The following is a 24,840-nucleotide window of genomic DNA, read 5'->3' as shown; positions in this document are numbered from 1 at the left end:
ACCCTTCCATCAGCTCTTCAAGGGAGTGAAGGGCGTTTGGTTCCTGCCTCGGTCCTGCCAGGCAAACGGGAGGTTGTCTATGAAACTCAGATCCTTGCTGCTCGCCACTGCGGGCGCTGCCTTGCTCTCCGCCACCGCGCTTTCCGGCGTCCGTGCGGAAGGCGTCACCATCGACGATATCGTGAAGGACCAGAGCACGCCGGCTGACGTCGTGTCCTACGGCATCGGTCCGCGCGGCCAGCGCTTCAGCCCGCTGGAGACCCTCAACAAGAACAACGTCAAGAACCTGACCCCGGCCTGGGCCTTCTCGTTCGGCGGCGAGAAGCAGCGCGGCCAGGAAAACCAGCCGCTGATCAAGGACGGCGTGATGTATGTCACCGGGTCCTACAGCCGCATGTGGGCGGTCGACGCCAAGACCGGCGACGAGATCTGGCAGTATGACGCCCGCCTGCCGGAAGGCATCCTGCCGTGCTGCGACGTCATCAACCGCGGCGCCGCCATCCTCGGCGACAAGGTCTACTTCGTCACGCTCGACGCCAAGATCGTCGCCCTCGACGCCAAGACCGGCAAGACCATCTGGCGCAAGAAGATCGGCGACTACGAGGCCGGCTACTCGGCCACGGCCGCGCCGCTGATCGTGCCGTCCGAAAGCCACGGTCCGCTGATCGTCACCGGCAATTCCGGCGGCGAGTTCGGCATCGTCGGCGAGGTTCAGGCCCGCAACCCGGACACCGGTGAACTGGTCTGGACGCGTCCCGTGATCGAAGGTCACATGGGCACGCTGAACGGCAAGGAATCCACCATGACCGGCACCAAGAACGAGTCCTGGCCGGGCGACATGTGGAAGAACGGCGGCGGCGCCACCTGGCTCGGCGGCACCTACGATCCGGACACCAAGCTGATCTACATGGGCACCGGCAACCCGGCGCCGTGGAACTCGCACCTGCGCCCGGGCGACAACAAGTGGACGTCCTCGCGCATCGCCATCGATCCGGAATCCGGCGAGATCAAGTGGGGCTTCCAGACCACCCCGCATGACGGCTGGGACTTCGACGGCGTCAACGAGTTCGTCTCCTTCGACATGCAGAAGGATGGCCAGACCGTGAAGGCCGGCGCCACCGCTGACCGCAACGGCTTCTTCTACGTGCTCGACCGCACCAACGGCAAGTTCATCTCCGCCACGCCCTTTGTGAAGAACATCACCTGGGCCAAGGGCATCGACGAGAACGGCCGCCCGATCTACAACGACGACAACCGTCCGGGCGACCCGGCGGAAGCCGCCGATGGCAAGAAGGGCAAGTCGATCTTCGCCGTTCCGTCCTTCCTGGGCGGCAAGAACTGGATGCCGATCGCCTATTCGCAGAAGACGTCGATGTTCTACGTCCCGTCCAACGAGTGGGGCATGGACATCTGGAACGAGCCGGTCACCTACAAGAAGGGCGCGGCCTATCTCGGCGCCGGCTTTACCATCAAGCCGATCTTCGACGACCATATCGGCTCGCTCAAGGCGATCGACCCGGCCACCGGCGAGATCAAGTGGGAATACAAGAACAAGGCTCCGCTCTGGGGTGGCGTTCTGACCACGGCCGGCGGCCTCGTGTTCACCGGCACGCCGGAAGGCTACCTGATGGCCTTCGACGACGAGACGGGTGACGTGCTCTGGAAGTTCAATACGGGCACCGGCATCGTCGGGTCCCCGGTCACCTGGGAACAGGATGGCGAGCAGTGGGTCGCCGTCGTGGCCGGCTGGGGCGGCGCCGTTCCGCTCTGGGGTGGCGAAGTCGCCAAGGCCGTCAAGGACATCAACCAGGGCGGCACCGTCTGGGCGTTCAAGCTTCCCAAGCAGATGGCCGCCAACTGATCCGGCCTGACCGCTGAAACGAAAGAACCCGCCGGGGGCCTCTCCCGGCGGGTTTCTCTTTTCCGGGCCGTGCCGGTCCTGGAGCAAGACCGGCGAGGCAGAAAGCCGGTTCGCCCTGGTGAATTGCTTCAGAAGCGGCGAGACCGAGTCTCGAGGCACGGGACGGCGAGCGGCAATGCTCTAGAGGGTCCGGAACGTGGATGGTTCCCGCTCCAGCTGTTCCAGCCGGGTCAGGAAGTCCGCGATGGCCGGCAGCACGACCTCGGGCTTCTCGGCATGGGGCGCGTGCCCGCATCCCGGCACGGCCAGGATCTCGCAAGGGCTGTAGGTCCGCTCTTCCAGTGCTTCCATCTGGGCCATGGTGCCATACTGGTCGTCTCGGCCCTGGATGCCGAGCACCGGCACGCGCACCTCGTCGATGGCATACTCGATGTTCCAGTCGGCGAAGTCAGGCGTCAGCCAGCCCTGGTTCCAGCCGTTGAACGCATCGTCGACATGGTCGTGGTAGCGCGAAAGCTTGTCCCGCAGGTTGCTGGTGTCATAGGCCTCGCGCGCCTTCCGGATCGCGGCCAGCCCGAATTCCTCGGTGAAGAAATGCGGCGCGATCAGCACCAGCCCGCGCACCCGGTGGTCCTGCACGTTACCGAGGTAGAGCGTGGCGATCGAGCCGCCGTCGGAATGGCCAAGCAGCACGCCGCGCCGGAAACCGATGGCATCGAGCACGTGTGGCAGCACGTCCACGGCCTCGTCGCGCATGTAGTCGACAGACCACGGTGCGGGATAGGACGAGGACCGGCCATAGCCGCGCCGGTCATAGGCGAACACGCCGAAGCCGGTGGCCGCCTGGAGCTTCTCCGGGAAATCGCGCCACAGGTCGACCGAGCCCAGTCCTTCGTGCAGCATGACGATGGTCGGCGCCTCCTCCGGCGAGGGGCCCCAGCAGCGCCCGTTCAGTCGCGCGCCTGCGACGTCGAGCGTCACCGGGTGGTCTGTCTGCCACGTCATCCTTGATCCTCCCCTTGACGTTGATGCAAGATATTTCACTTGAGTGTCAGCGATGAGGCCTCACCATTGCATCAGTTCTGGTTTTCCTCACTCTCGGCGAGAGCGTTCTGGTCTTTCATGTGTTTTAATGCATGAAACGCGTTCTGCAAGTCGGAAGGCGGCGCTGGCCTGCCAGGCCCGGACAATGCCCTGGTTCCAATCGGACGGGCACCCCTGGCCCGGAAGATGAAAGCGCCGCCGATGCCTATTCACGGTTGCAATCTGGATGGGGGGCGTTTACGAGAATCCCATGTCGACCTAATTTAGAGGCGACGCTAGGGAATGCAAAATCAATGACCGAGGACAACGGGGTGGCGCACGGCGAATTGAACCCGGCGCAAGCGGCGATGGTTGCTGCCCGCTTCGACGGGGCGGCACTGCTGACCGGACCGGCCGGGTCCGGCAAGTCCCTTGTCCTGTTGCACCGGGCCCTGCATTTCCTGGAAAACGATCCACGGGCCCGCGTGGCCCTGGCAACCGTGTCGGCGGTCCACGCGCGCAGGCTGGAAACCGCCTTCGCCGCCCTGGCCGGCGGCCGCCCCGGGTTCGCCTCGCGCATGACGATCGGCTCCTGGCAGGAACTGGCGGAGGAACTGCACGGCTATGTCGGCGGGCGTGTGCCGGTCATGGCACCGCCCGATCTTGTGCGCGATACCGCCGCGTCGGCCCTCTTCGATGGCGGCCACGTCTTCGATCTCGATCGCATGATGGCCGAGTGGGACCAGGTCATCGAGGCCTGGCGCGTGCGCGGCGAGGCGGACTACCTCTGCGCGCCGCATCCCGATGGCGTGGCGCCGCTCGACATTTCCGACCGCGCCGCGCTCTGGCCCTTCATCGAGCGCATACGCTCCGTTCTCGACGGCCGCATGCAGATGTCGCCGGGCGACCTCTTTGCCCGCATGGCCGACTACTACGCCGACAAGGCCGACAAGCCCTTCGATCACGTCCTGATCGACGAATCGCAGGACCTGTCCTTCATCGAGGCCCGGTTTGCCGCCGCCATATCCCCGGACGGCACCGACGGCCTCATGCTGGCCGGCGAGGAAAGCATGCGCACCATGCGCCCATGGATCGCCACGGAGGAAGCCGGCATCGACCTGGCCGGCCGGCTGGAGCGGCTGCCGGACCCGTTGAGGCTTCCCGCGACCATCCAGGCCTTCTGCGATACCCTCGTGGTCGGGCGCGATGGCGGCAGCCTTCCGGGCCGCGATGGCCCGCTGTCCTTTGCCGCGGGAGAGGCCATCCCCGGCAGCCTGGTCTCCTTCGCCGCCGCCCGCGACGGGCTGGCCGGACGCACCGCCGCCATCATCTGGCTCACGCCCGAGGGACGCAACTGCGCCCGCGAAGCCATGACGCTGGCCGGCATCGAGGCGCTCGGCGAACCTGAAGAGGGACGCGTCGCGATCATGCACGCCAACGAGGTCAAGGGCCTGGAATTCGATGCGGTCGCGGTCACCGGTTTCGCCCGCCGGATGCTGGAGCCGGGCGAGGGCGGGAAGCGCGACGCCCGCGCTGCGCTGCAGCGCCGGATGGCCCACCTTGCCTGCACCCGCACGAAGGATACATTGCTGGTATGCCTGCAGGGGTGATGCCGCCTGCCGGAATGAACCGGGGACTTGCGCTTTGAAGCCCGCCATGATCCTTTCTGCCCTTCGAAAAAAGCAACAACAGTGGAAGCGCCATGACTGACGCCGTGATGAAGACCGCCACCGACCGCCCTGCGATGAAGCCCAAGGACCGCCCGGACCTGGGCGCCTTCTCCTGGGAGGATCCTCTGCTGCTGGATGGCCAGCTGGAAGAGGACGAGCGGATGATCCGTCAGTCGGCCTTCGACTTCGCCCAGGACCGTCTTGCCAGCCGCGTCGAGGATTTCTACCTGCATGAAAAGGCTGATCCGGCCATCTTCGCCGAGATGGGCGCAGCCGGCCTGCTGGGCGTCACCGTGCCGGAGGCCTATGGCGGCCTCGGTGCCGGCTATGTCGCCTATGGCCTCGTCGCCCGCGAGGTCGAACGCGTCGACAGCGGTTTCCGCTCGATGATGAGCGTGCAGTCCTCGCTCGTCATGTACCCGATCTATGCCTATGGCTCGGAAGAGCAGCGCAAGAAATACCTGCCGAAACTCGCCAGCGGCGAATGGGTCGGCTGTTTCGGCCTCACCGAGCCGGATGCCGGGTCCGATCCCGCCGGCATGAAGACCCGCGCCCGCAAGACCGAAGGCGGCTACGTTCTCAACGGCTCCAAGATGTGGATCTCCAACAGCCCGATCGCCGACGTCTTCGTCGTCTGGGCCAAGTCCGAAGCCCATGGCAACAAGATCCGCGGCTTCGTGCTGGAAAAGGGCATGAAGGGCCTGTCCGCGCCCAAGATCGAGGGCAAGCTGTCGTTGCGCGCCTCGGTCACCGGCGAGATCGTGCTCGACAACGTCGAGGTCGGCGAGGATGCGCTCCTGCCGCACGTCGAGGGTCTGAAAGGTCCCTTCGGCTGCCTCAATCGCGCCCGCTACGGCATCGCCTGGGGCGTGATGGGCGCCGCCGAGGACTGCTGGCTGCAGGCCCGCCAGTATGGCCTCGACCGCAAGCAGTTCAACAAGCCGCTGGCCGGCACGCAGTTGTTCCAGAAGAAGCTCGCCGACATGCAGACCGAGATCGCGCTTGGCCTGCAGGCGGCGCTGCGCGTCGGGCGCCTCATGGACGAGGCCAATGCCGCGCCGGAAATGATTTCAATCATCAAGCGGAACAATTGCGGCAAGGCGCTCGATATCGCCCGCCAGGCCCGCGACATGCACGGCGGCAATGGCATCCAGGTCGGCTACAAGGTGATGCGCCATGCCGCCAACCTGGAAACCGTGAACACCTACGAGGGCACCCACGACGTCCACGCGCTGATCCTGGGCCGCGCCCAGACCGGCATCCAGGCCTTCTTCTGAGGCCGGCCATGACACGGGCGCCGGCCGCGACGGACGACGAGACCGCCTTTCCCGTTGCCGCCATTGTGGCGCCGAAGGGCGTCGATCCCGATGCCCTGCTGACGGGCCTTGCCGGCCGGCTGTCGGCCCGCGGCCTGTCGGTCGTGGGCCATGTCCAGGCCAGCGGCGAAAACGACGCCATGGTCCTGGTCAACGTCGCTTCCGGCGCGGCGACCGGCATTTCGCAGGACCTTGGCGGTGCGTCGCAGGGATGCCGGCTCGATTCCGGCGCCCTTGCCGGCGTCGTCGGCCCGCTGCTCGCGGCGCTCGAACGGCGGCCCGATCTCGTCATCGTCAATCGCTTCGGCAAGGACGAGGCTGAGGGCCGCGGCTTCCGGACCGTCTTCGAAAAAGCCTGCGAACTCGACGTCCCGGTCTTGACCGTGGTGCGCGAGGCCTATCTTGAGGATTGGCGGGCCATGACCGGGTCCGCTGCCCACGAACTGCCGGCCGACCCGGCGAGCCTGGACCACTGGATCGTCGGACGCGTGCCATCGTCGGCTGCCTGACCTTCGCTTCCACGCCTCGGCCCCTTCGGAAAGGAATGCCACCCTTGAACCGGATCCTGCCCATGATCCTGGCGGTTGCGCTGTTCATGGAGAACATGGATTCGACGGTGATCGCCACCGCCCTGCCGGTGATCGCCGCCGATCTCGGCACCAGTCCCGTCGCGCTGAAACTGGCGCTGACGGCCTACCTGGTGTCCCTGGCCATCTTCATTCCGGTCAGCGCCTTCATGGCCGACCGGTTCGGTGCCAAGCGGGTCTTTCGCGTCGCCATCGCCGTCTTCATGGCCGGGTCGCTGGCCTGTGCCGTGGCCGGTTCGCTCGGCGCCTTCGTCGGCTCGCGCTTCCTGCAGGGCATGGGCGGCGCCATGATGACGCCGCTGGCGCGCCTGATCCTGGTGCGCGCGACACCGAAGAACGATCTCGTCAACGCCATGGCGTGGCTGACCATCCCGGCCCTGTTCGGTCCCTTCGCCGGCCCGCCGCTGGGCGGCTTCATCACCACCTGGTTTTCCTGGCACTGGATCTTTCTCATCAACCTGCCGATCGGCCTGGCCGGCATCCTGCTCGCCACGCGCTTCCTGCCGGACACGGAAACGAAGGACGCCGGCACGATCGACTGGAAGGGCTTCATCCTGGCCGGCCTTGCCGCGTCGGGCGTGGTCTTCGGTCTTTCCGTGATCTCGCTGCCCGCCCTGCCGCCGGTGGTCGGGGTGGCCGCACTGGTCACCGGCATCGTGTCCGGCGTGCTCTATGTCCGCCATGCCCGCCGCGCCACGGCGCCTTTGCTCGACCTGAAGCTGTTTCGCGAACCGGCCTTCCGCGCCACGATCACCGGCCTGCTCCTGTTCCGCATCGGGTCCGGCGCCACGCCCTTCCTGCTGCCGCTGCTGTTCCAGCTCTCATTCGGCATGTCCGCCTTCCAGTCGGGCATGGTCACCTTCGCCGGCGCCGGCGGCGCGCTGGTCATGAAGTTCGTCGCCGCACCCATCCTGCGCGCGCTCGGCTTCCGCACCACCATCCTGCTCGCCATCCTGTCGGCTGCCGGGATCATCGCCGCCAGCGCGCTCTTCACCGGCACCACGCCGTGGCTGGTCCTCGTCGGCGTGCTGCTGTCGGGTGGACTGGCCCGCTCGCTATTCTTCACCTCCGCCTCGGCACTGACCTTCTCCGGCCTCAGGCCGGAACAGGCCGCCCAGGCCACGGCCATTTCCTCGGTCAACCAGCAGGTTGCCGTCGCGCTCGGCGTCGCGCTCGCGGGCCTCATCCTGGAAGCGACGGGAACGTTCACGGGCAACGGCTTCGACGCCACCGCCTTTTCGACCGCTTTCGTCCTGGTGGGCCTGGTGTCGGCGAGCGCCGTCATCCCCTTCCTTGCCCTGCCGGGCGAGGCCGGGGCCGAGATGAGCGGTCACCGGAAAGGGCAGGCGGCGCTTCAGGCCGCGGCGCTGTCGCCGTCCGCGTCCTCGGCCCGGCCCTTGAAGTCGCGCGCCAGCAGGTAGAGTTCCACGCTTTCCGCGCGGCTTGCGGCCGGCTTGACGTGGTGCACCGAGCGGAAGTTCTTTTTCAGCAGGTCGAGCAGGTCGTTCTCGGTGCCGCCCTGGAAGGTCTTGGCCAGGAAGTGCCCGCCGGGCCTGAGCACGCGGATGGCGAAATCGGCCGCCACTTCGCACAGGTGCTGCGTGCGGATGTGATCGGTCTTGCGATGGCCGGTGGTCGGCGCCGCCATGTCGGAAATGACGAGGTCCGGCGCGCCGCCCAGCGTTTCCATCAGCAGGGCAGGGGCGTCGTCATCGAGGAAATCCTTCTGCAAGATCGTCGCGCCGGGCACCGGGTCCATTTCGAGGTAGTCGATGCCGACGACGCTGGGCTGCGCCTCGTCCGACCCGATGATCGCGCCTGCCACCTGGCACCAGCCGCCGGGTGCAGCGCCGAGGTCGATCACCTTCTGCCCGGGCTTGAGCAGGTGATAGCGTTCGTCGATCTCCAGCAGCTTGTAGGCCGCGCGCGAGCGGTACCCGTCCTGCTTGGCGCGATGCACGTAGGGATCGTTCAACTGGCGCTCGATCCAGCGCCGCGAGGAGTTCTTCAGCCCGCGCTTTTTCTTCACCCGCGTCTTCAGCATGCGCGGCTGGCCGCCGGTGCCCTTGGTCGGTTTGGCCATGACGTTCAATTGCCTCCCTGGCGTGGCCGGCCGCGACGGCGCCAGACCCCGTCGCGCGCCATCAGTTCAGTCAGGATGCCTTCGCGCAGGCCCCGGTCCGCAACCCGCAGCCGGTCCGAAGGCCAGGCGCGGCGGATGGCCTCCAGGATGGCGCAGCCCGCCAGGACGAGGTCGGCCCGGTCGGCGCCGATGCACGGATTGGCCATGCGCGTGGCGAAATCCCAGCCGAGCAGGCGCTCGGTCATGGCCGAAACGTCGCCGGAATCGAGCCAGATGCCATCGATGCGGCGCCGGTCGTAGCGTTCCAGTTCGAGGAAGATGCCGGCGAGCGTCGTCACCGTGCCGGAGGTGCCGAGCAGGTGGAAGCGCGTGTCGCCGGCGAGGTGGGAGAGACGGTCGCGGCCGTCGAAACCGGCGATCATCACCGACACGTCCTGGACCATGGCCTCGAAGATGTCGCGCGTCACCTCGCGGCCGCCGAAGCGCTCGGCCAGCGAGACGACGCCGACCGGCAGCGAGGTCCAGGACACGATGTGATGCGCCAGGTGCGGCGAGCGCCGGCCTGGAATGTCGATCAGCGCGATTTCCGAAGAGCCGCCGCCGATGTCGAACAGCACGGCGCCGGGCGTGTCGCGCTCCACCAGCGTGCCGCAGCCGGACACCGCCAGGCGGGCTTCCGTCTCGCGGTTGACCACTTCGAGCTTGAGCCCCGTCTCGCAGCGGACCCGCTCGATGAAGGCCGCGCCATTGGTGGCCGAGCGGCAGGCCTCGGTGGCGATCAGGCGCGCGCGGCGCACCCGCCGGGCCTTCAGCTTGGCGGCGCACACCTGCAGCGCCTCGATGGCGCGGTCCATGGCCGCGTCCGACAGGCGCCCGGAAGCCGACAGCCCTTCGCCGAGACGCACGATCCGCGAGAACGCGTCGACCACGCGGAATTGCCCCGGCCGCGTTGGCGTGGCCATCAGCAGGCGGCAATTGTTGGTGCCGAGATCGAGCGCCGCGTAGACCGGGCCTTCCACCGGCTTGACGCGATGCGCCGCCGGCAGGCCATGGGCATGGCGCAGGCCGCTGGCCGAGCGCGCGGCCGTGTTGGCGTGATGGTGGCTGGCCGGTCCGCGCGGCCGCGGTGCGGCCTCGACCCTCGGGCGGTCCTGTTCCGTGGCGGCCCCGGCGCCGCTGTCGGCGGGTTCGGCGGGGGCTCCGGCCTGCGCCCGCGCTTCGCCGTCGCGGACGAAGGGCTTGCGCCGGCCACGCCGCCGCTTGCGCTTGCGTTTGGGTGAATCCGCGCCGTCAGGAGCGGCATCGGGAGTCCGGGCGTCCGTTTGCTGCGCGGCGGCATTCCGCCTTCGCGGCCGGCGGCGGCGCTTCTTGCCGTCGCGCGGGGATTGCGGGCGGTCTGTTGTGCCGCCGTTGTCCCCGGACGCCCCATTGTCGGCCGCGGGGCGGCCGTCCTCGGGGTCTTTCACGGGTCTGTTCCTCGTTGCACCGCGCAATCGTTCCCTTTCGAGGGCGCTGCTGCAGGCGCATTGGTTTCATGTTGCAGGCAGGATATCAGCCCTTCGCCGGTTCACAAAGAAAAAACCGTTTTGAACGGCAACCGGGCCACGGGCGATATTTCCCGCTCTTGAATGCGGCGAAGGGTTGACTATTTTCCAAGCATGGGTAAAACGGCGCCCATCCGGAGCGGTTGGCAAGCCACCGCGACATCCGGCCCGGCTTTGGGGAATAGGTTAACGGTAGACCCACGGACTCTGACTCCGTTAGTCCTGGTTCGAATCCAGGTTCCCCAGCCAACCACCCTCTGCAAAATGGCGTTTCCGGTTTTTATGCAAGATAGCTGCGTTGTTTCAGCGGGTTAGTCCTTGCGTCTGGAAACAGAGACTGCATTTCGATCCGGAAATCGCCGCTGAATCGCCAGAAGTCTCTGTCGGCGATTTCGGGACTGACAGTTTGCCAAACCTGCATCGGCGAACCATCGAGTGCCGATGCGTTCTTCAAATAGGATTGTCTGAGAATTCAGAGCGTGGCGACGATGCGGCGCTGCGCCTGCCAATCCGACGGCAGCGGATTCTGGCCGAGCCACTTGGCGGTCAGGCCGATCGGCTGATCACCATGCATGATTGACCTGACGATGTCGGGCGCAAGGAAGGCGAGGTCGATCACCTGAAGGATGCGGCGCTTCGAGAGGTTCTCCGTTGCAGCGATTTCCTCGAAGGACTGACCCTGCTTGATGGCATCGTAGTATTGATGCGCCTTGGCGATGCTGCGGATCAGCGTGCTGTCGACGGCTCGATTCTGGCCGCTTCCGATGATCAGTTTGGTTTCGACACCGCGCTTGCGAAACTGGAACGGGATCGACAAGGACAGTGCATTGGAATTGATCGATGCGGGTCCGATGGTGAGACAGTCTGCGACAGCTTCGCGGTCGAGGACGAGTTCGATGCTTCCCGGAGCGATCGTTGCTCGATGGACGCAGGGCAGGGCAGCTTCCGGGGTTCGGCTCGATTTACCTGGCGTGGCATCATCGAGCAGATCGCGGATGCGCCCGATGTCATCAGCGGAGGGGTCACTCAGGAGATCGACCGGCAAGCGATTGCGCAGATGGGTCTGGATTGTGGAAGCCAGATGCTCTTCCAGCTGTTTTGCCGGCAGTCGCCATCCGCTTGCCGCTGTCGATCTGTCGGTGTTGCCATGGCCGACAACCATGCGGTTCGAGACATAGTAGCGATACCGCCTGCCTTTCTTGTTGGCGTGGGTCGGTGTCAGACGATCTCCGGTCTCATCGAACAGCTTGCCGGCAAGCGGCGATGGTATCGATCCCGATCCTGATCGTCCTCTCTCCCGCCCCGCAGTTTCCTTCAGGCGCTGCTGCACATCGTCGAAGACGGCGGGGTCGATGATCGCGGGATGCTGGCCATCGTGGACCTGATCGCGATGGCGGATGCGTCCGGCATAGATCGGATTGGCCAGGATGTAATAGATATGGCCCCGCCCGAAGGGCGCCTCGCCGGCGGCCTGGCCTCCCGATCCAACTCCGGTCCTTGCCTTTGTTCGCAGCCCCATTCGGTCGGCCTGCTGTTTGACCGCCTTGATCGAACCCTTTTCGAGATAGAGTTCGAACAGGGTTCGAACCGTCCTGGCTTCCTCATCGACCATCTTCAGCGTCCGACCATCCGGCTCATAGCCAAGCGGAACATTGCCACCCATCCAGAGCCCTTTCTTCTTCGAGGCGGCAATCTTGTCGCGGATGCGCTCGGCCGTGACCTCACGCTCGAACTGGGCGAAGGACAGAAGGACATTCAGTGTCAGCCGGCCCATGCTGGTTGCGGTGTTGAACGACTGTGTCACCGAGACGAAGGATGCGTCTGCTGCATCCAGCCGCTCGACCAGCTTGGCGAAGTCGGCCAGCGATCGCGTCAACCGGTCAATCTTGTAGACGACGATCTGGTCGACGAGTCCTTCATCGACATCGCACAACAGTCGCTGCAGTCCGGCCCGTTCGAGTGTGCCGCCGGATATGCCGCCATCGTCATAGTGATCCGGCAGCAGCACCCAGCCTTCATGTTTCTGGCTGGCGATGTAGGACACACAGGCTTCGCGCTGGGCATGGAGCGAGTTGAACTCCTGCTCAAGACCCTCTTCGGACGACTTCCGGGTGTAGATCGCGCAGCGGATCTTCTTCATGACGTTTTCAATCCGAAGAAACGCGGTCCCGACCAGTGGGCGCCGGTGATCTTGCGGGCGATCTCTGTCAGTGATCGGTACTGCCGGCCGTCCATCCGGAAGCCATCGTCAAGCACTTCCACCTGATAGGACCTGCCGTTCCATTCGCGGACGAGATGAGTGCCTGGTCGCAGCAATTGGGACGGGACGGGCAGTGCCGAACCCGCTTTTCCATTCGATTTTCGAACATCGTTCAAGGACCGCTCGAGCGCTGTTCGAACCGCGGGCGAAAGCCCGCCCTCGGCCTTCACCTGAGCCTCATAGACCAGTGCCCGGCGCATGAACTGTACCGAGACATATTTTGGAGGTTCCCGGCCGAACTGCTTTCGCCAGCGTTCGATGCATTCGTCGCGATCCATGGTATCGAAGGCGGCAAAGTCGCCTTCGACCCCGGATGACAGGACTGTCCTCATGACGCGGCCCTGTCGCCGCCGTCTGCATCATCTACCTTCGGAGATGCAACGATCGCGTAGACAGTTTCGCCGGTCTTCGGCGACTTTGATGCCGCCACTTCAATGCCCTGCTTGCGCAGGCCCGACAGTGCGGCCCGTACCGTATGCGCCTGCCAGCCCAGGCGCTCCACAATCACCGAGATGCGCGCGCCGTTCGGTTTCGACAGCAGAGCGACGAGTTGGTCCCTCTTGCTCTTCGCAGCCCGCTTGCGGGGAACAATTGAGGTCGACTCGGTTGCTCTATGTGACTTTCGTTCCCCGCCATTCCCGGCCGCATGAGAAGGAACTGCGGCAGATGCGCCGCCCTCGGTATTACTCTCTGTGATATGGGTGTTCATTCTGTTCTCCACTCAGTTTAAGAAGCCGGAATATCCGGCGTTGCACTGAGCGAAGCCCGCAGTGCGGGCATGGTCAGCCGCCATGTGTGACTTAACGTGCCAGCACTACCGCTTCCTTTGCACGAGAAGTCCAGTCGAAGAATCGACAATCAGTTGATGAAAACAGGCAAACGGCAACCGGATTTGAACCGGCAGTCAACGGCAGTATTGCGCCGCCATTCCCGTCGTTCCGGCTGATATCGTAATCGCTCGATAGCTGCCGTTCATCAAAACTATTGCCGTTGGCCACTTCGCGTTATGATTGCGAGCACTGGAGTTCTTATAATTGATTCCCGAATGTGGAGCTCTTGACGGCTAAAATTAGGCGATTTCCAAGCCTTAAAAATTTTAACGCTTGGAACTTTGATTGTTAGGTACTTATGAGCGAACGCATTGCAGCACTAACAAACTGGTTGGCAGCACGGCTCATTGGTTTGGCGGACTTTTTGGAAAGTATGGGTAGCTCGGCGGCCACGCCGTCCAAGTTCGTAAATCTCGCGCCAACCGATCAAGCCGACAAAGATGGTGTATATTCCGAAGCTCTAGACTTCGCCACGGCCGACCCGAAGGTATACAATATTGCGCTAACAGGGCCCTATGGGTCGGGAAAAAGCAGCATTATCCAATCCTTCCTTAAAAAACATCCTAGGTCGAAGCTTCACATATCACTCGCGGCGTTCGCACACGAAGCGGCCCCAGTTAATGGTGAACCGCCCCGGGATTGCCGGAGGCCCCAACTCCTGAGAGGAAGGGTCTATGAGCAAGACAACGAACAAGTTTTCCCCCGAGGTTCGCGAACGGGCGGTTCGGATGGTTCTCGACAACGAGAAAGATCATCCATCGCGCTGGGCGGCAGTCACTTCCATCGCCGGCAAGGTCGGCTGTTCGGCCTGCACGCTGCATGAGTGGGTCAAGAAGGCAGAAGTTGAGAACGGCATGCGTGCCGGCGTGTCGACCGAGATGGCTGACAGGTTGAAGGCTCTGGAGCGCGAGAACCGTGAACTGCGGCAGGCAAACGAGATCCTGCGCAAGGCTTCAGCGTATTTTGCCCAGGCGGAGCTCGACCGCCCACTGAAGCGATGACCGCCTTCATTGATGAACATCGCGAGGCGTATGGGGTCGAGCCGATCTGCCGGGTTCTGCCGATCGCCCCATCCACCTATCACGAGCATGTTGCCAAACGGCGCGATCCTTCGCGGATGTCGGCTCGCGCACAACGTGATCAGGCATTGAAGCCCGAGGTCTTACGCGTGTTCTCCGAGAACTTCGCCGTCTACGGCGCGAGGAAGGTGTGGCGGCAGATGAAGCGTGAAGGCTTCAACATTGCGCGATGCACGGTCGAGCGGCTGATGACTGATCTTGGCCTGCAGGGCGTGATCCGGGGCAAGCCGGTTAAGACCACGATCAGCGACAAGGCCGCGCCTTGCCCGCTCGATCAGGTCAACCGCCAGTTCCATGCTCCAGCGCCGAACATGCTGTGGGTTTCGGACTTCACCTACGTGGCGACCTGGGCGGGGTTCGTCTACGTGGCCTTCGTGATCGATGTCTATGCCCGTTTCATCGTGGGCTGGCGCGTGAGCCGGACTGCCCATGCCAGCTTCGTTCTCGACGCGCTGGAGCAAGCCATCCACGAACGCAGGCCCAGCTATCGCGGTGGTCTCATCCATCACAGCGACCGCGGCAGCCAATACGTCTCGATCCGCTATACTGAGCGACTAGCCGAGGCCGGCATCGAGCCATCGGTTGGCAGTGTTGGCGACAGCTATGACAATGCCCTGGCCGAGACGATCAACGGACTCTACAAGGCCGAGGTGATCCACCGGCGCGGACCGTGGCGATCGTTTGAGTCCGTCGAATACGCGACGCTTGAATGGGTGGACTGGTTCAACAACAGGCGGTTGCTGGAGCCGATCGGCAATATCCCGCCCGCCGAAGCCGAGCTACGCTACTACGCCATGCTGGACGAAAGCCCCATGGCCGCATAACTCAAACCAAATGGCCTCCGGCAATCCCGGGGCGGTTCAGGGCCGTCCACAGCATCAGGTCAGTAAATTTTTCCGACAAGCCCGAAGCGTGGTCAAAGCCTAGCATCCACTAGATTCAGCAATTCGGCTCGAATTGTCTTCCAGTCTTGGGCAAGATCAAGAGTACATACGCTGATCCTGTGCCCCCCAAGTTTGTAGTCGAGCCGAAGTTCATTGCTTGTGGCCGGATAGAGCAACAAAGCAGAAGCCTCAGAATCTGGCCCATCTCGCGCTTCTAGATTCTTTAGGTAGGTGAACACCTGGTACAGGTGCCCAGACCGGACTCGCTCCTTGCCAAAGAACGTCGTGAACGCTTCGCCGTAGTACTTGGTATCGATCACGAGGGTCGAATTGGTGCTGCGCACTGAGATGTCGGTCTCCATCTGAGGGAGGTAGTCCAAACTGTCGTCCGCAGCCCATTCCAGGGTCCACTGAATGTTCTCCTTGCGTACGTCCAGTTCGGGTCGCTCATGGCGCAGAAAGTTTTGTACGAAGCTCTCGAAAAGCCGCGCCATATGCTTTTCGTCTCTGAGGAAGTCCCGAAAACGATATTCGCCCGTAGCTTCGTCCACCAGCCAGGACGAAACCACCAGCTCACAGATATTGATTAAGAAACGATAGAAGCGCGCATTGCTGTGCAACTGAATTGAACGGAAGGCTAAGCGAGTCAGCGGAATGGGCTCGACATCTCTTAGATCGCGACAGAGGCCCAAAAGCTGTGTCTTCAGGTGTTTGTCGAGACTAGGGACTGCCGCCAAATGCCGTAATGTTGCTTTGATCACCCGATTTGGTATAGTATTCGCAGTGAGCTCGTCGTACTCACATCGGGCCTTTCCATGGACCATCAGCATGCGGCGGCTGGATTCAGCCACCAAGACCCGACCGCGTAGTGAAGCCAGGTCTTCTTCGAAACGCTCGTAGTCTCGGCCCAATCCCCGACGCATGAGGTGCCGGACCCCTGAAATCAGCACGCTCGCGAACAAATCCGCGAGCTCAGAGGAATCCACACCCGAGACGTCGGCAATCTCTCCTTCCTCCAGTCGGTTCCAGGAGTAGCAGAGAAGATAGTAGATGTTTCGGATCGGTATCGGCCCGCCCATAGCTAATCAACCAGCATGAGCTCTTTGATTAGACTCTCGGCTTTGTCCGGATTGTCAAACCAATATTCACGCAAAAGCGGTTCGATTTCCCACTGAACAATCCGACGGTAGTGCGCCAGATCGAGGGAATGACCCTTTGGCAAAGAGCAGAAGAAGCTGTGTCCAATGCGGTACCCTTTTCCAAGATTGGCCTGATCCTCCGCTATGCGCTGGTTTACGATCATGAGCCGGTTAATGACTCGGTCGAGGAAATGCTCGTCAGTACCGCGACGGACCAAGAACTCTTTGAATTGGTCGGTTTCAAAACCTGGCTCGAGGTCGACAAATCCAAACCGTCGTCGCAGGGCGTAATCGACCATCGCCAACGAACGGTCTGCTGTGTTCATGAGCCCGATCAGATAGAGGTTCTCCGGGATTGAGAACCGCTCATCGGGTCCGCTGCTATAGGCTAGGGGAATCTCCCAATCGGTGCCACGCTTGTCAGCTTCGATGAGCAACATGAGTTCACCAAAAATCTTACTCAGATTGCCACGGTTTATCTCATCAATAATGAAGACGTAGTCGCGAGAAAAGTCTTGCCGGGCTTTGGTGCAGTATTGAAAAAAGATCCCATCACGCAGCTGAAAACCATCGCCCGAGGGGCGGTAGCCCTGAACAAAATCCTCGTATGCATATGATTGGTGAAACTGGACCATGCCGACCCGATCGGGATCCTTTTGTCCGAGGAGCGCATAGGCCAGCTGCTTGCTGAAATAAGTTTTGCCGACCCCGGGCGGACCTTGCAGGATGATGTTCTTCTTCTCGCGAAGGAGGTAAAGCATTAGGTCGAACTTCTGACGATCGACAAACAGATCCTCGATGGCGTCTTCGGGCGTGTAAGATTCAAGTTCAGTGGATTCCTCGAACTCGCCTTGCGCGCGTCCTTTCATCTCGTCCCTGTAGGCTGCAACGATACCCTCGACGTCGTTGGCCATAGCCTTGAAATCCAGGCCGTCGGCCACGCGGTAAATATTGCGAATCCTCGACTGGCCATAGCGCTCAGGAACCGATTGAAATTCGTCCCGGAAATACTGCGCAATAGTTGGTTCAGATTGCCCGGCTTGCCAATCAACTTCGGGCACATTGGTCTCGCTGATCCCATATGCGAGGATTAGGATGCCAGACGATTTGAAGTAGAGAAGGACCGGATAAATGCCCTTCTGGACTTCTTGCCCATAGCTTACAATCGCGATCCAAGGGACTTTGGCATAGTTTCCCTGGCCAAAGCTCACTTTCATCTTCAGCTCTTGGAAGGTGTTTGGATAATCACTCGTTCGGAGATCTGTACCTTCGTCGGCTTGAGCCACGAAACGTGATAGCGTGTCGGCTATCATGTCTTTTGGTTCGATATGGAATCCGATCTTTCTAAGATGTTTGAATGCCTTGGATTTTTCTCCACCACTGAAATCCTGGCGGTCCAAGATCTCGCCGCGAGCGTATTTTGCAGCGAGCGATAAAACATATTTTGGTGGATATCGCCGACCCCCGTGAATTAGGTCATAAAAGGTTGACTGGGCGCCGGCTGGAATGCCGTCGGCATCGATCTCTGCGATCGCAGCTAAGACATGCACCTCGGTGATTTGATCCATCGTGGATGGTCCCGCTTCCATCCACTTCCCCGCCAATGGCTCTATGTAGAAATCCAGTTGTTGGTCCGGATGTTTCTGTTCGGCCTCATGGCGAATGCGCTGCAGTTCTCGATCAATTCTAACCGCATCCAATTGCTTGACTTCAGATTTCGACCTCTGTGTGAATGCTGCGACGACGGACCGACGGTCAGTGCCACCGAAGATCCGCTCGAAGTCGTCAGGAAAGAGGAGGAATAGAAGCATATGCCGGAGCTGACGGGCGTCGGCTTCAGGAATTTCAGCAAGCCATTCAGCAAATGCCCAACCGTCATTCAGCAGCCGCTGGCGTTTATCAGCTGGTAGTATCTTCCAAGACCGCCCAAAGCGGATCATGAACACAAGCTCACGCCAACGGTTGGTATTGTAGGCCGTGCCAGCGCTACCAATACCTCCGAGAATTGCGTCGGAGAGCCACCTCGTGTCCGGTGACAAGCGCATGCCGGACCAATGCCAAATTTCCTCGACCAGTTCCCGCTTTTTTGAAGGGCCAGTATTGCTGGGGCAGAGCAACATTACCCACATCATTTCAGCAGCCAATTGCTTAGCCTTAGGCTCAGCTTTCTCCAACTGCTGCCCTAATTTTTCCGAAAAGCTACCATCGCCTGCATGAGGGTTCTCAACAAAGTGGGTGACCAGCAACTCGATGTTCTCTTGAGTCCAAAGAGAGGCGTTGGAGAAGACCGATCCGTCCGACTCAAGTGCCTGCTGCCGCCAGAATGCCGAAGCTTCAAGGATGGGTTCGGAATCGCACGTTCCACAAAATCGACTCAAAGATCACTCCTCCCTTTGGCTGGAATCGTTGACCTGCTCAGCTTTCGGATAGCTTGCATCTTATTGGAACCAAAACGAAAGGTGAAAAAAGCTGGATGCCTTTCATAATGCTTCCGAAAGGGTAGAACCGTCCCAATTTCGCAACTCAGCACGCTCGCAGCAACAAATACTACCGCCGTATTTATCGTATACCCGATCCTGCCGTTCCCGCCGATCATCTGGGAGCTTGAACGGGCGCCGATCAAAACCTCTTCGTTGGCCATCGGATTGATCATGATCGGCATCGGTATCATGCTGCTTTGTGAGCAGCTGAATGAAATAAAGGAAGGGGCAGCTATCAATCGCCCCTCTTGGATTGACAGGTTGTCTGACTCGTGCCGCCTATTATGAAGCTTCGGCGACGCTTTTTGCCAAACCCTCCATCCGGAGAATCTTTTCCAGTGCGGCGGCGACGATTTCCTCTTGCCCGTCAAAGGGGGCATCGGGATCCATTACCTCCGTTGCAATACGGACGTGAAGTTCACTCCCATGCGGGGCTAGCCAAGCATCCGGAGGGATTTCCTTGGCAAGGATTCTGTTCGCCACTTCTACCCATCGCTTTTCAAAAATCAGACTGACATCACCTGCGAAAAAGGAATGCTTGAATCGGATTCCGCTCGGCAATCCATCGATTCCGAGAAAGTATTCCCGGTCCTTCCCGGTCTGCTCCGATGCCTTGATCTTCGGGTAGTTTGCGAGAACAAAATTCCGGTATGCAACCTTCAGTTCGGCGATCATTGGGTCATATTGAGTGCTTGTTTTGTTGTTCGCAGCGTAGGCGCGTTTTCGCCGGGATGAGGCTGCATCAAGCAAAGCATGACGCCACTCCCAGCCCGGAAAAGCTTCATCGGATACTATTTGGGCGATTTCCTCAAAGGAAATGCGCCGGTGCCAATCATCTTTATCGGAAACTGGAACACCCGAAATGTAACTGGCCGGAGCGCACAGTACGGTAAAATATCGTTCGACATCGCCTGAGTCGCAAAGCGCCTGACCACGCACGTGATATCGCCTGCACTGATCCGGCTGTATAACGGCGCCAATCTTATCCTCAATCATCACGGCAACGCGCTGACCTTCGTGGCGAACAGTCAGCAGCACATCTGTTTCACCGTGCTCTCGGTAGACACTATGCTCGACTTTCTCCATGGTCGCCCCTTCCAGTCCGAGAACGGAAACCAGTCGGTCTGCAAAGCCCTTTGAGACGTGTAGCTGTTCGATGAGCAACAGATCGATATCGCGTTCGTTTACGGAAAAGGGCAAGCGACCATCGTATCTTTGCAGGATCGGGTTCATCGCACGCTTTCGTTAGAAATTACCTAGATCAAAATCCGTTCGACCTCATCAAGGCTGACTTTATCGCTTCGCCGATCATAGAGCTGGGTCGTTCGCGTTGACGCATGGTTGGCCATGGCAGCAGCGCGTTCCAGCGTTCCGCCATTCTTCAGGTAGGCGGTAATGCCGGTGGCCCGGAAGGTGTGACAGCCAACCTCGGTGTCGATCCCGGCCGCCTTGGCGCGGCGGCGGATCATCGCATAGGCATTGGATTGGGGCAGGGGGGTACGGGTCAGCTGACCGGTCCCCCGGCCGATGGTACGGAAGAGTGGCCCGCGCGGGTCGTCCTTCAGCCCGGCCGTGTCGATATAGGTTTGCAGATAGTCCTCCAGCGTGTGGTGGCAGGGCATTTCATGCACATTGCCGCCTTTCTCATGCAGGCGCACCCAAAGCCGCCGACTCTGGACGTAAACGTCGCGAACCTCCATGGCGAGCGCCGCACCAATCCGGGCAAAACTGTAAGTCATGAGCCCAATCAAGGCGCGGTCACGCAGTCCGGCCATGGTATCGGTCGGAATGCTGTCGAGCAGCCGACGAGCTTCGTCCGGGGGCAGCACAGGCGTCTTGCCCTTGCGCACCAAATGTTTCGGGCCGCGCACCGTGTGCGCCGGATTGGACGGCATGGCCTGACCGGTCACCATCCAGTCAAACAGGTGCCGAATGGCGGCAAGGCGCTGCTTGACGGTCGGGGCGCTGTGGGTGCGGCCAATCTCCTCGATCCACGCCGCCACATGCACGGGCTGGATCTGGGGCAGGGCGGTGATGCCGTGCTCCGCGCACCAGTCCATGAAATCAATCGCCGCCCGCGCATAGGCCTTGCGGGTATGCGCATTGCGGATGTTGGCGGTGAAGAATTCGAGGAAGCGCCGCTGTGCCAGTTCCCCCGTCTGTTCAACGGGGGAGGGGACAAAGGCTTTAGCTGGGATGATTGCGGTCACGCTTTATTCTTTTTGCAGTAGTGGAGGGCGATGTAGGGCGGCATATTGTTGTGTGATTGTCCGCCACCTTCAGCGCCCGTCACGCCGTTTCTCACTTGATTGATTTCACCAGTAGCGCCGGCACCCTGCGCACGCGGTATACTTTGAGCGGGATCGTTTGAGGCTAACACGCCTGAATGGGGGTAAATGGCGTGTCTATGATTGGGCATCTGATCTGTCTCAAGCGTAACCCGCTCTTCGCCGCCTCCAATCCTGAATTTTCGCTCTTCTGTGGAGCCTCCTTCAGAGCGCATCTGAGCTGGGCCCGCGGCAACGATGAAGCGCCCCGCAAAGCGCTGTCTTCCTTCCTCCGTATCTGTCACGTTATCCCAACCCGTAGGACAGCCTCCTTTGAGATCAAAGGCTACAACTGCATCTGGGGGAAACGCGCCAAGGCTTTTCCGAAGCTCTTCGATACGGGCATTCACGGCGAGACCGGCTGCGTTATCGATTAGGGCACTGAAGGCTATATAGACAGAGATGCCGCCGGTCGCACCGCTTGCAACAAGAGTTGCGGCAACCACGAGCGGATGTGCCTTGAGAAACTTCATCCAGTCGAAGCTATCAGACTGTTTATCGTTCATTCTCGTCCCTCTCTCATTCATTCACACACGCACGCCCGCAGATGCAGTGCGCCTACATACGATAAAGGACATTATCACATATAGACGGGGGAGGAATCGGGATGGTGCGATCCTGAGTACAATCTGAAAAGATGTACCTGTCGGCGCGACGGCTAGTACTCCATGACGTCAACCAAATGACTTCCGTAAATCAGGGCTGGGCGCCCCATTTCCGAGGAGGAGAATAATATGGCAAATACATATGCCAACGGGCGAAGGGCTGGAACGCCTTGGATAGAGGATGATGGAGTTGTGGTCTACGAGGTCCGCAATCCCGATCGCAAGACCTTCGGGCTTAGTTTTTCACACGAGGACTTTGAGGGTTGGGCGAAAGATGGACGTGAAGTCGAGGGCTATGCAGAGTTCCCAAGTCGGGAAATGCCTATTCCCTTTATTCGGCGATTTTCCAGTGGCAATGAGCTTACCTTTAACAGCCTTCCCGATATGGTTGACGCTCTACAAGATTGTGAAGTCGGAGATGAAATCCGATTCATCTTCAGCGATGGCCAGCCAAGCCTTGGGAAAATAAAGCGCGACGTTGCTGAAGCTGATGAGGGATCAGCGTTTATGGCCACGCATAAGAAATATGAACGCGATCCCCGTCTTGCACGGGAAATCCGTGAAGAGGCTAATGGGGTCTGCCAGATCTGCGATACCGATTTCTCTGAGCGCTATGGGGCTCTTGGAAAAAGCGTCATCGAAGCCCATCATCTTATGCCAGTATCCGAAGGCGAGAGGCGCACAAAGAAAGACGATCTCATTGGTATTTGCGCCAATTGCCACAGGCTCACCCATGCTTGGATGAGTGATACGATGCCCGGCCGGGTAGGCCTAAAAAAGCTGCGTACTGCCCTTGGAATGACACGGATGTCCAGCCACAGAGGCTAGGTATGTGCTTGAATACTTTTTCGCGAAGGAGGATCTTTTCGAGATCCCGCTAGCTTCTTTCGGAATGCGTCCTGAATGGATGGGGTGGATGCCCCTTCCGCCAGTATCGTATGATGTCAGCGGAAGGGGGCACCCACCCCAGCGGTTCAATGAAGCTTTACGTCAGTATTTTTGGCATCCGCGCTATTTTGACTACAAACCGAAAGATTAACATCAGCTACAATTGACTGGTAGAGGTTCGTCCTTTTTCAAAAGAATAGAAATCCATGCGTGCCATGCGGGTGGCTGAGGCGGAAAACTCTGATCGCTCGTGCGTTCGATGTCCAACAAGGCTAGTGGGTGTTGTAGGTGAGTTTTCGTATTCTTCGTGATTTCCGGCTCTACAGCTTAGCGCTCGCAATCGGCGCCATGATGGTGACATATCTATTGCCCGCGCAAGCACAGGTCGATCTAACGCCCCCTGTTCTGACTGGGGTCACGGTAACACCCACCGTTGCCGATATTAGCTCGGGCCCTGCTCAGGTCGAGGTCGCGGTGAGCTTCACCGATGACATCAGTGGAATTTCGTCCATTGCTGTCTGGTTTAAGAACCCGAGCGGGAACAACGCGGCCGGCGCCAACATTTGGACGGTGGTATCCGGCACGGTCAACAACGGCACTTGGAAAGGTGTGCTGACCATCCCGCAATATTCCGAAACCGGGGAGTATAGCGTTGACGTAGGGCTATACGACAAAGCGCTCAACAGCGCCTATGAGTACGGTGTTGCTAGCCTCCGGGTCGAGGCCGACAACCCAGTTGTGGACACAACGCCCCCTGTTCTGACTGCGGTCAGGGTAACACCCACCGTTGCCAATATTAGCTCGGGGCCTGCGCAGGTCGAGGTTGCGGTGAGCTTCACCGACGACATCAGCGGGATTTCGTCCATTGCGGTCTGGCTTAAGAACCCGAGCGGGAACAACGCGGCCGGCGCCAACATCTGGACGGTGGTTTCTGGCACGGTCAACAACGGCACTTGGAAAGGTGTGCTGACCATCCCGCAATATTCCGAAACCGGGGAGTATAGCGTTGACGTAGGGCTATACGACAAAGCGCTCAACAGCGCCTATGAGTACGGTGTCGCTAGCCTCCGGGTCGAGGTCGACAACCCAGTTGTGGACACAACGCCCCCTGTTCTGACTGCGGTCAGGGTAACACCCACCGTTGCCAATATTAGCTCGGGGCCTGCGCAGGTCGAGGTTGCGGTGAGCTTCACCGACGACATCAGCGGGATTTCGTCCATTGCGGTCTGGCTTAAGAACCCGAGCGGGAACAACGCGGCCGGCGCCAACATTTGGACGGTGGTATCCGGCACGGTCAACAACGGCACTTGGAAAGGTGTGCTGACTATCCCGCAATATTCCGAAACCGGGGAGTATAGCGTTGACGTAGGGCTATACGACAAAGCGCTCAACAGCGCCTATGAGTACGGTGTCGCTAGCCTCCGGGTCGAGGCCGAGGACCCAATTGTGGACGCAACGCCCCCGGTGCTGTCCGGACTGCCGAGCGACATCACCCAGCCGACCGATGCCGGACTGGCAACCGCGGTGGTGACCTGGACGGCGCCGACGGCGAGCGACAATGCGCCGGGCGTCACGCTCACCTCGACGCATAACCCCGGCGATGCCTTCCCGCTCGGCGAGACGACGGTCACCTATACCGCGACCGACGCGGCCGGGAATACAGCTACCGGCTCGTTCAAGGTCACGGTCACCGATGGCGAGAACCCGGTCCTGTCCGGCCTGCCGAGCGACATCACCCAGCCGACCGATGCCGGACTGGCAACCGCGGTGGTCACCTGGACGGCGCCGACGGCGAGCGACAATGCGCCCGGCGTCACCCTGACCTCGACGCACAATCCCGGTGATGCCTTCCCGCTCGGCGAGACGACGGTCACCTATACCGCCACCGATGCGGCCGGGAACACCGCCACCGGCTCGTTCAAGGTCACGGTCACCGATGGCGAGAACCCGGTCCTGTCCGGCCTGCCCACCGACATCACCCAGCCGACCGACGCAGGACTGGCAACCGCCGTCGTGACCTGGACAGAGCCGACGGCGAGCGACAATGCCCCCGGTGTCACCCTGACCTCGACGCACACTCCCGGCGATGCCTTCCCGATTGGCGAGACGACGGTCACCTATACCGCCACCGATGCGGCCGGGAACACCGCCACCGGCAGCTTCACCGTGACCGTCACCGATGGCGAGAACCCGGTCCTGTCCGGACTGCCGAGCGACATCACCCAGCCGACCGATGCCGGACTGGCGACAGCCGTCGTGACCTG

General features: G+C 61.0%; 20 protein-coding genes, 1 tRNA gene, 1 pseudogene and 1 other annotated feature. Of the genes and pseudogenes, 10 read left to right on the top strand and 12 right to left on the bottom strand.

What is annotated here, in order from left to right; genetic code table 11:
- Positions 1-79 precede the first annotated feature (79 nt).
- A complete protein-coding gene (locus tag CSC94_RS11615; RefSeq protein WP_099306515.1) occupies positions 80-1,861 on the top strand; it encodes a PQQ-dependent methanol/ethanol family dehydrogenase in 1,782 nt (593 codons plus the stop codon).
- A 180-nt stretch (positions 1,862-2,041) separates the two neighbouring features.
- Here the strand turns inward: CSC94_RS11615 and CSC94_RS11610 are convergent, their stop codons facing one another.
- Entirely contained in the window at positions 2,042-2,866 is an 825-nt protein-coding gene (locus tag CSC94_RS11610) for an alpha/beta fold hydrolase (protein WP_099306514.1), read from the bottom strand.
- A gap of 332 nt (positions 2,867-3,198) precedes the next feature.
- Here CSC94_RS11610 and CSC94_RS11605 point away from each other — a divergent pair, with 332 nt between their 5' ends.
- The 4 genes from CSC94_RS11605 to CSC94_RS11590 all read left to right on the top strand — a co-directional run bounded on the left by CSC94_RS11605 (position 3,199) and on the right by CSC94_RS11590 (position 7,878).
- The gene (locus CSC94_RS11605; RefSeq protein ID WP_165784407.1) at positions 3,199-4,494 is read left to right on the top strand and encodes an AAA family ATPase; all 1,296 of its coding nucleotides are present in this window, start codon (positions 3,199-3,201) and stop codon (positions 4,492-4,494) included.
- A 134-nt stretch (positions 4,495-4,628) separates the two neighbouring features.
- Entirely contained in the window at positions 4,629-5,831 is a 1,203-nt protein-coding gene (locus tag CSC94_RS11600) for an acyl-CoA dehydrogenase (RefSeq protein WP_205853301.1), read from the top strand.
- Positions 5,832-5,839: 8 nt separating this feature from the next.
- Positions 5,840-6,379, top strand: coding sequence for a DUF2478 domain-containing protein (locus CSC94_RS11595; RefSeq protein WP_099306512.1), 540 nt, complete (start codon positions 5,840-5,842; stop codon positions 6,377-6,379).
- 44 nt (positions 6,380-6,423) lie between these two features.
- Positions 6,424-7,878, top strand: a complete 1,455-nt coding sequence (locus CSC94_RS11590; RefSeq protein ID WP_099306511.1) for an MFS transporter — start codon at positions 6,424-6,426, stop codon at positions 7,876-7,878.
- Here CSC94_RS11590 and CSC94_RS11585 read toward each other — a convergent pair.
- Both CSC94_RS11585 and CSC94_RS11580 read right to left on the bottom strand, forming a co-directional pair.
- The gene (locus CSC94_RS11585) at positions 7,812-8,540 is read right to left on the bottom strand and encodes an RlmE family RNA methyltransferase (RefSeq protein WP_099306510.1); all 729 of its coding nucleotides are present in this window, start codon (positions 8,538-8,540) and stop codon (positions 7,812-7,814) included. The genes CSC94_RS11590 and CSC94_RS11585 overlap by 67 nt on opposite strands.
- Before the next feature lie 5 nt (positions 8,541-8,545).
- Positions 8,546-10,006, bottom strand: coding sequence for a Ppx/GppA phosphatase family protein (locus CSC94_RS11580; RefSeq protein ID WP_099306509.1), 1,461 nt, complete (start codon positions 10,004-10,006; stop codon positions 8,546-8,548).
- Positions 10,007-10,259: 253 nt separating this feature from the next.
- Here CSC94_RS11580 and CSC94_RS11575 point away from each other — a divergent pair.
- A tRNA-Gln gene (locus tag CSC94_RS11575) sits at positions 10,260-10,333 on the top strand.
- A gap of 223 nt (positions 10,334-10,556) precedes the next feature.
- On the opposite strand, the gene CSC94_RS11570 is transcribed toward CSC94_RS11575, so the two are convergent.
- Genes CSC94_RS11570 through CSC94_RS11560 form a run of 3 tightly spaced genes read right to left on the bottom strand, consistent with a single transcriptional unit; the run spans position 10,557 to position 13,053 of the window.
- Positions 10,557-12,224 (bottom strand): recombinase family protein, encoded by a 1,668-nt coding sequence (locus CSC94_RS11570; RefSeq protein WP_099306508.1) that lies wholly within the window; start codon positions 12,222-12,224, stop codon positions 10,557-10,559.
- Positions 12,221-12,676 carry a DUF2924 domain-containing protein gene (locus CSC94_RS11565; protein WP_099306507.1) on the bottom strand — a complete coding sequence of 152 codons (456 nt, stop codon included), beginning with the start codon at positions 12,674-12,676 and terminating at the stop codon, positions 12,221-12,223. The genes CSC94_RS11570 and CSC94_RS11565 overlap by 4 nt, the downstream gene beginning before the upstream one ends.
- The gene (locus tag CSC94_RS11560) at positions 12,673-13,053 is read right to left on the bottom strand and encodes a DUF3489 domain-containing protein (protein ID WP_099306506.1); all 381 of its coding nucleotides are present in this window, start codon (positions 13,051-13,053) and stop codon (positions 12,673-12,675) included. Before CSC94_RS11560 ends, CSC94_RS11565 begins: the two co-directional genes overlap by 4 nt.
- Before the next feature lie 419 nt (positions 13,054-13,472).
- On the opposite strand from CSC94_RS11560, the pseudogene CSC94_RS25320 reads away from it, so the two are divergent.
- Both CSC94_RS25320 and CSC94_RS11550 read left to right on the top strand, forming a co-directional pair.
- Positions 13,473-13,784: pseudogene (locus tag CSC94_RS25320) on the top strand (YobI family P-loop NTPase); the annotation flags it as partial.
- Between the two features lie 64 nt (positions 13,785-13,848).
- Positions 13,849-15,077, top strand: a protein-coding gene (locus CSC94_RS11550; RefSeq protein ID WP_099306505.1) for an IS3 family transposase whose coding sequence is annotated in 2 segments (ribosomal slippage) — positions 13,849-14,137 and positions 14,137-15,077 — 1,230 coding nt in all. Because the reading frame shifts where the segments join, the coding sequence is not laid out codon by codon here.
- Positions 14,130-14,246 (top strand) — a sequence feature (AL1L pseudoknot). (Overlaps the previous gene by 117 nt.)
- A gap of 92 nt (positions 15,078-15,169) precedes the next feature.
- On the opposite strand, the gene mcrC is transcribed toward CSC94_RS11550, so the two are convergent.
- The 6 genes from mcrC to CSC94_RS24205 all read right to left on the bottom strand — a co-directional run bounded on the left by mcrC (position 15,170) and on the right by CSC94_RS24205 (position 21,589).
- Complete coding sequence (mcrC, locus tag CSC94_RS11545; RefSeq protein ID WP_099306504.1) at positions 15,170-16,216, bottom strand: 5-methylcytosine-specific restriction endonuclease system specificity protein McrC; 1,047 nt, start codon at positions 16,214-16,216, stop codon at positions 15,170-15,172.
- 2 nt (positions 16,217-16,218) lie between these two features.
- The gene (locus tag CSC94_RS24875; protein WP_205853296.1) at positions 16,219-18,654 is read right to left on the bottom strand and encodes an MrcB family domain-containing protein; all 2,436 of its coding nucleotides are present in this window, start codon (positions 18,652-18,654) and stop codon (positions 16,219-16,221) included.
- A complete protein-coding gene (locus CSC94_RS24210; RefSeq protein WP_133122874.1) occupies positions 18,651-18,938 on the bottom strand; it encodes a hypothetical protein in 288 nt (95 codons plus the stop codon). The genes CSC94_RS24875 and CSC94_RS24210 overlap by 4 nt, the downstream gene beginning before the upstream one ends.
- A 100-nt stretch (positions 18,939-19,038) precedes the next feature.
- Complete coding sequence (locus CSC94_RS11535; RefSeq protein ID WP_099306503.1) at positions 19,039-19,989, bottom strand: hypothetical protein; 951 nt, start codon at positions 19,987-19,989, stop codon at positions 19,039-19,041.
- A 23-nt stretch (positions 19,990-20,012) separates the two neighbouring features.
- Entirely contained in the window at positions 20,013-20,966 is a 954-nt protein-coding gene (locus CSC94_RS11530) for a tyrosine-type recombinase/integrase (protein WP_099306502.1), read from the bottom strand.
- Entirely contained in the window at positions 20,963-21,589 is a 627-nt protein-coding gene (locus tag CSC94_RS24205) for a hypothetical protein (RefSeq protein WP_133122873.1), read from the bottom strand. The genes CSC94_RS11530 and CSC94_RS24205 overlap by 4 nt, the downstream gene beginning before the upstream one ends.
- A 228-nt stretch (positions 21,590-21,817) precedes the next feature.
- Between CSC94_RS24205 and CSC94_RS11520 the strand changes: the two genes are divergently transcribed.
- Positions 21,818-22,516 carry an HNH endonuclease gene (locus CSC94_RS11520; RefSeq protein ID WP_099306500.1) on the top strand — a complete coding sequence of 233 codons (699 nt, stop codon included), beginning with the start codon at positions 21,818-21,820 and terminating at the stop codon, positions 22,514-22,516.
- A 348-nt stretch (positions 22,517-22,864) separates the two neighbouring features.
- Positions 22,865-24,840, top strand: a 1,976-nt coding sequence (locus CSC94_RS24200; protein ID WP_133122872.1) for an HYR domain-containing protein, incomplete at its 3' end; no start/stop codon positions are given.

The organism is Zhengella mangrovi (assembly GCF_002727065.1).
In the GTDB taxonomy this organism is placed as follows: Bacteria; Pseudomonadota; Alphaproteobacteria; order Rhizobiales; family Rhizobiaceae; genus Zhengella; species Zhengella mangrovi.
The sequence above is the reverse complement of the archived record's forward strand: the minus strand, read 5'-3'. Positions and strand labels throughout refer to the sequence as shown.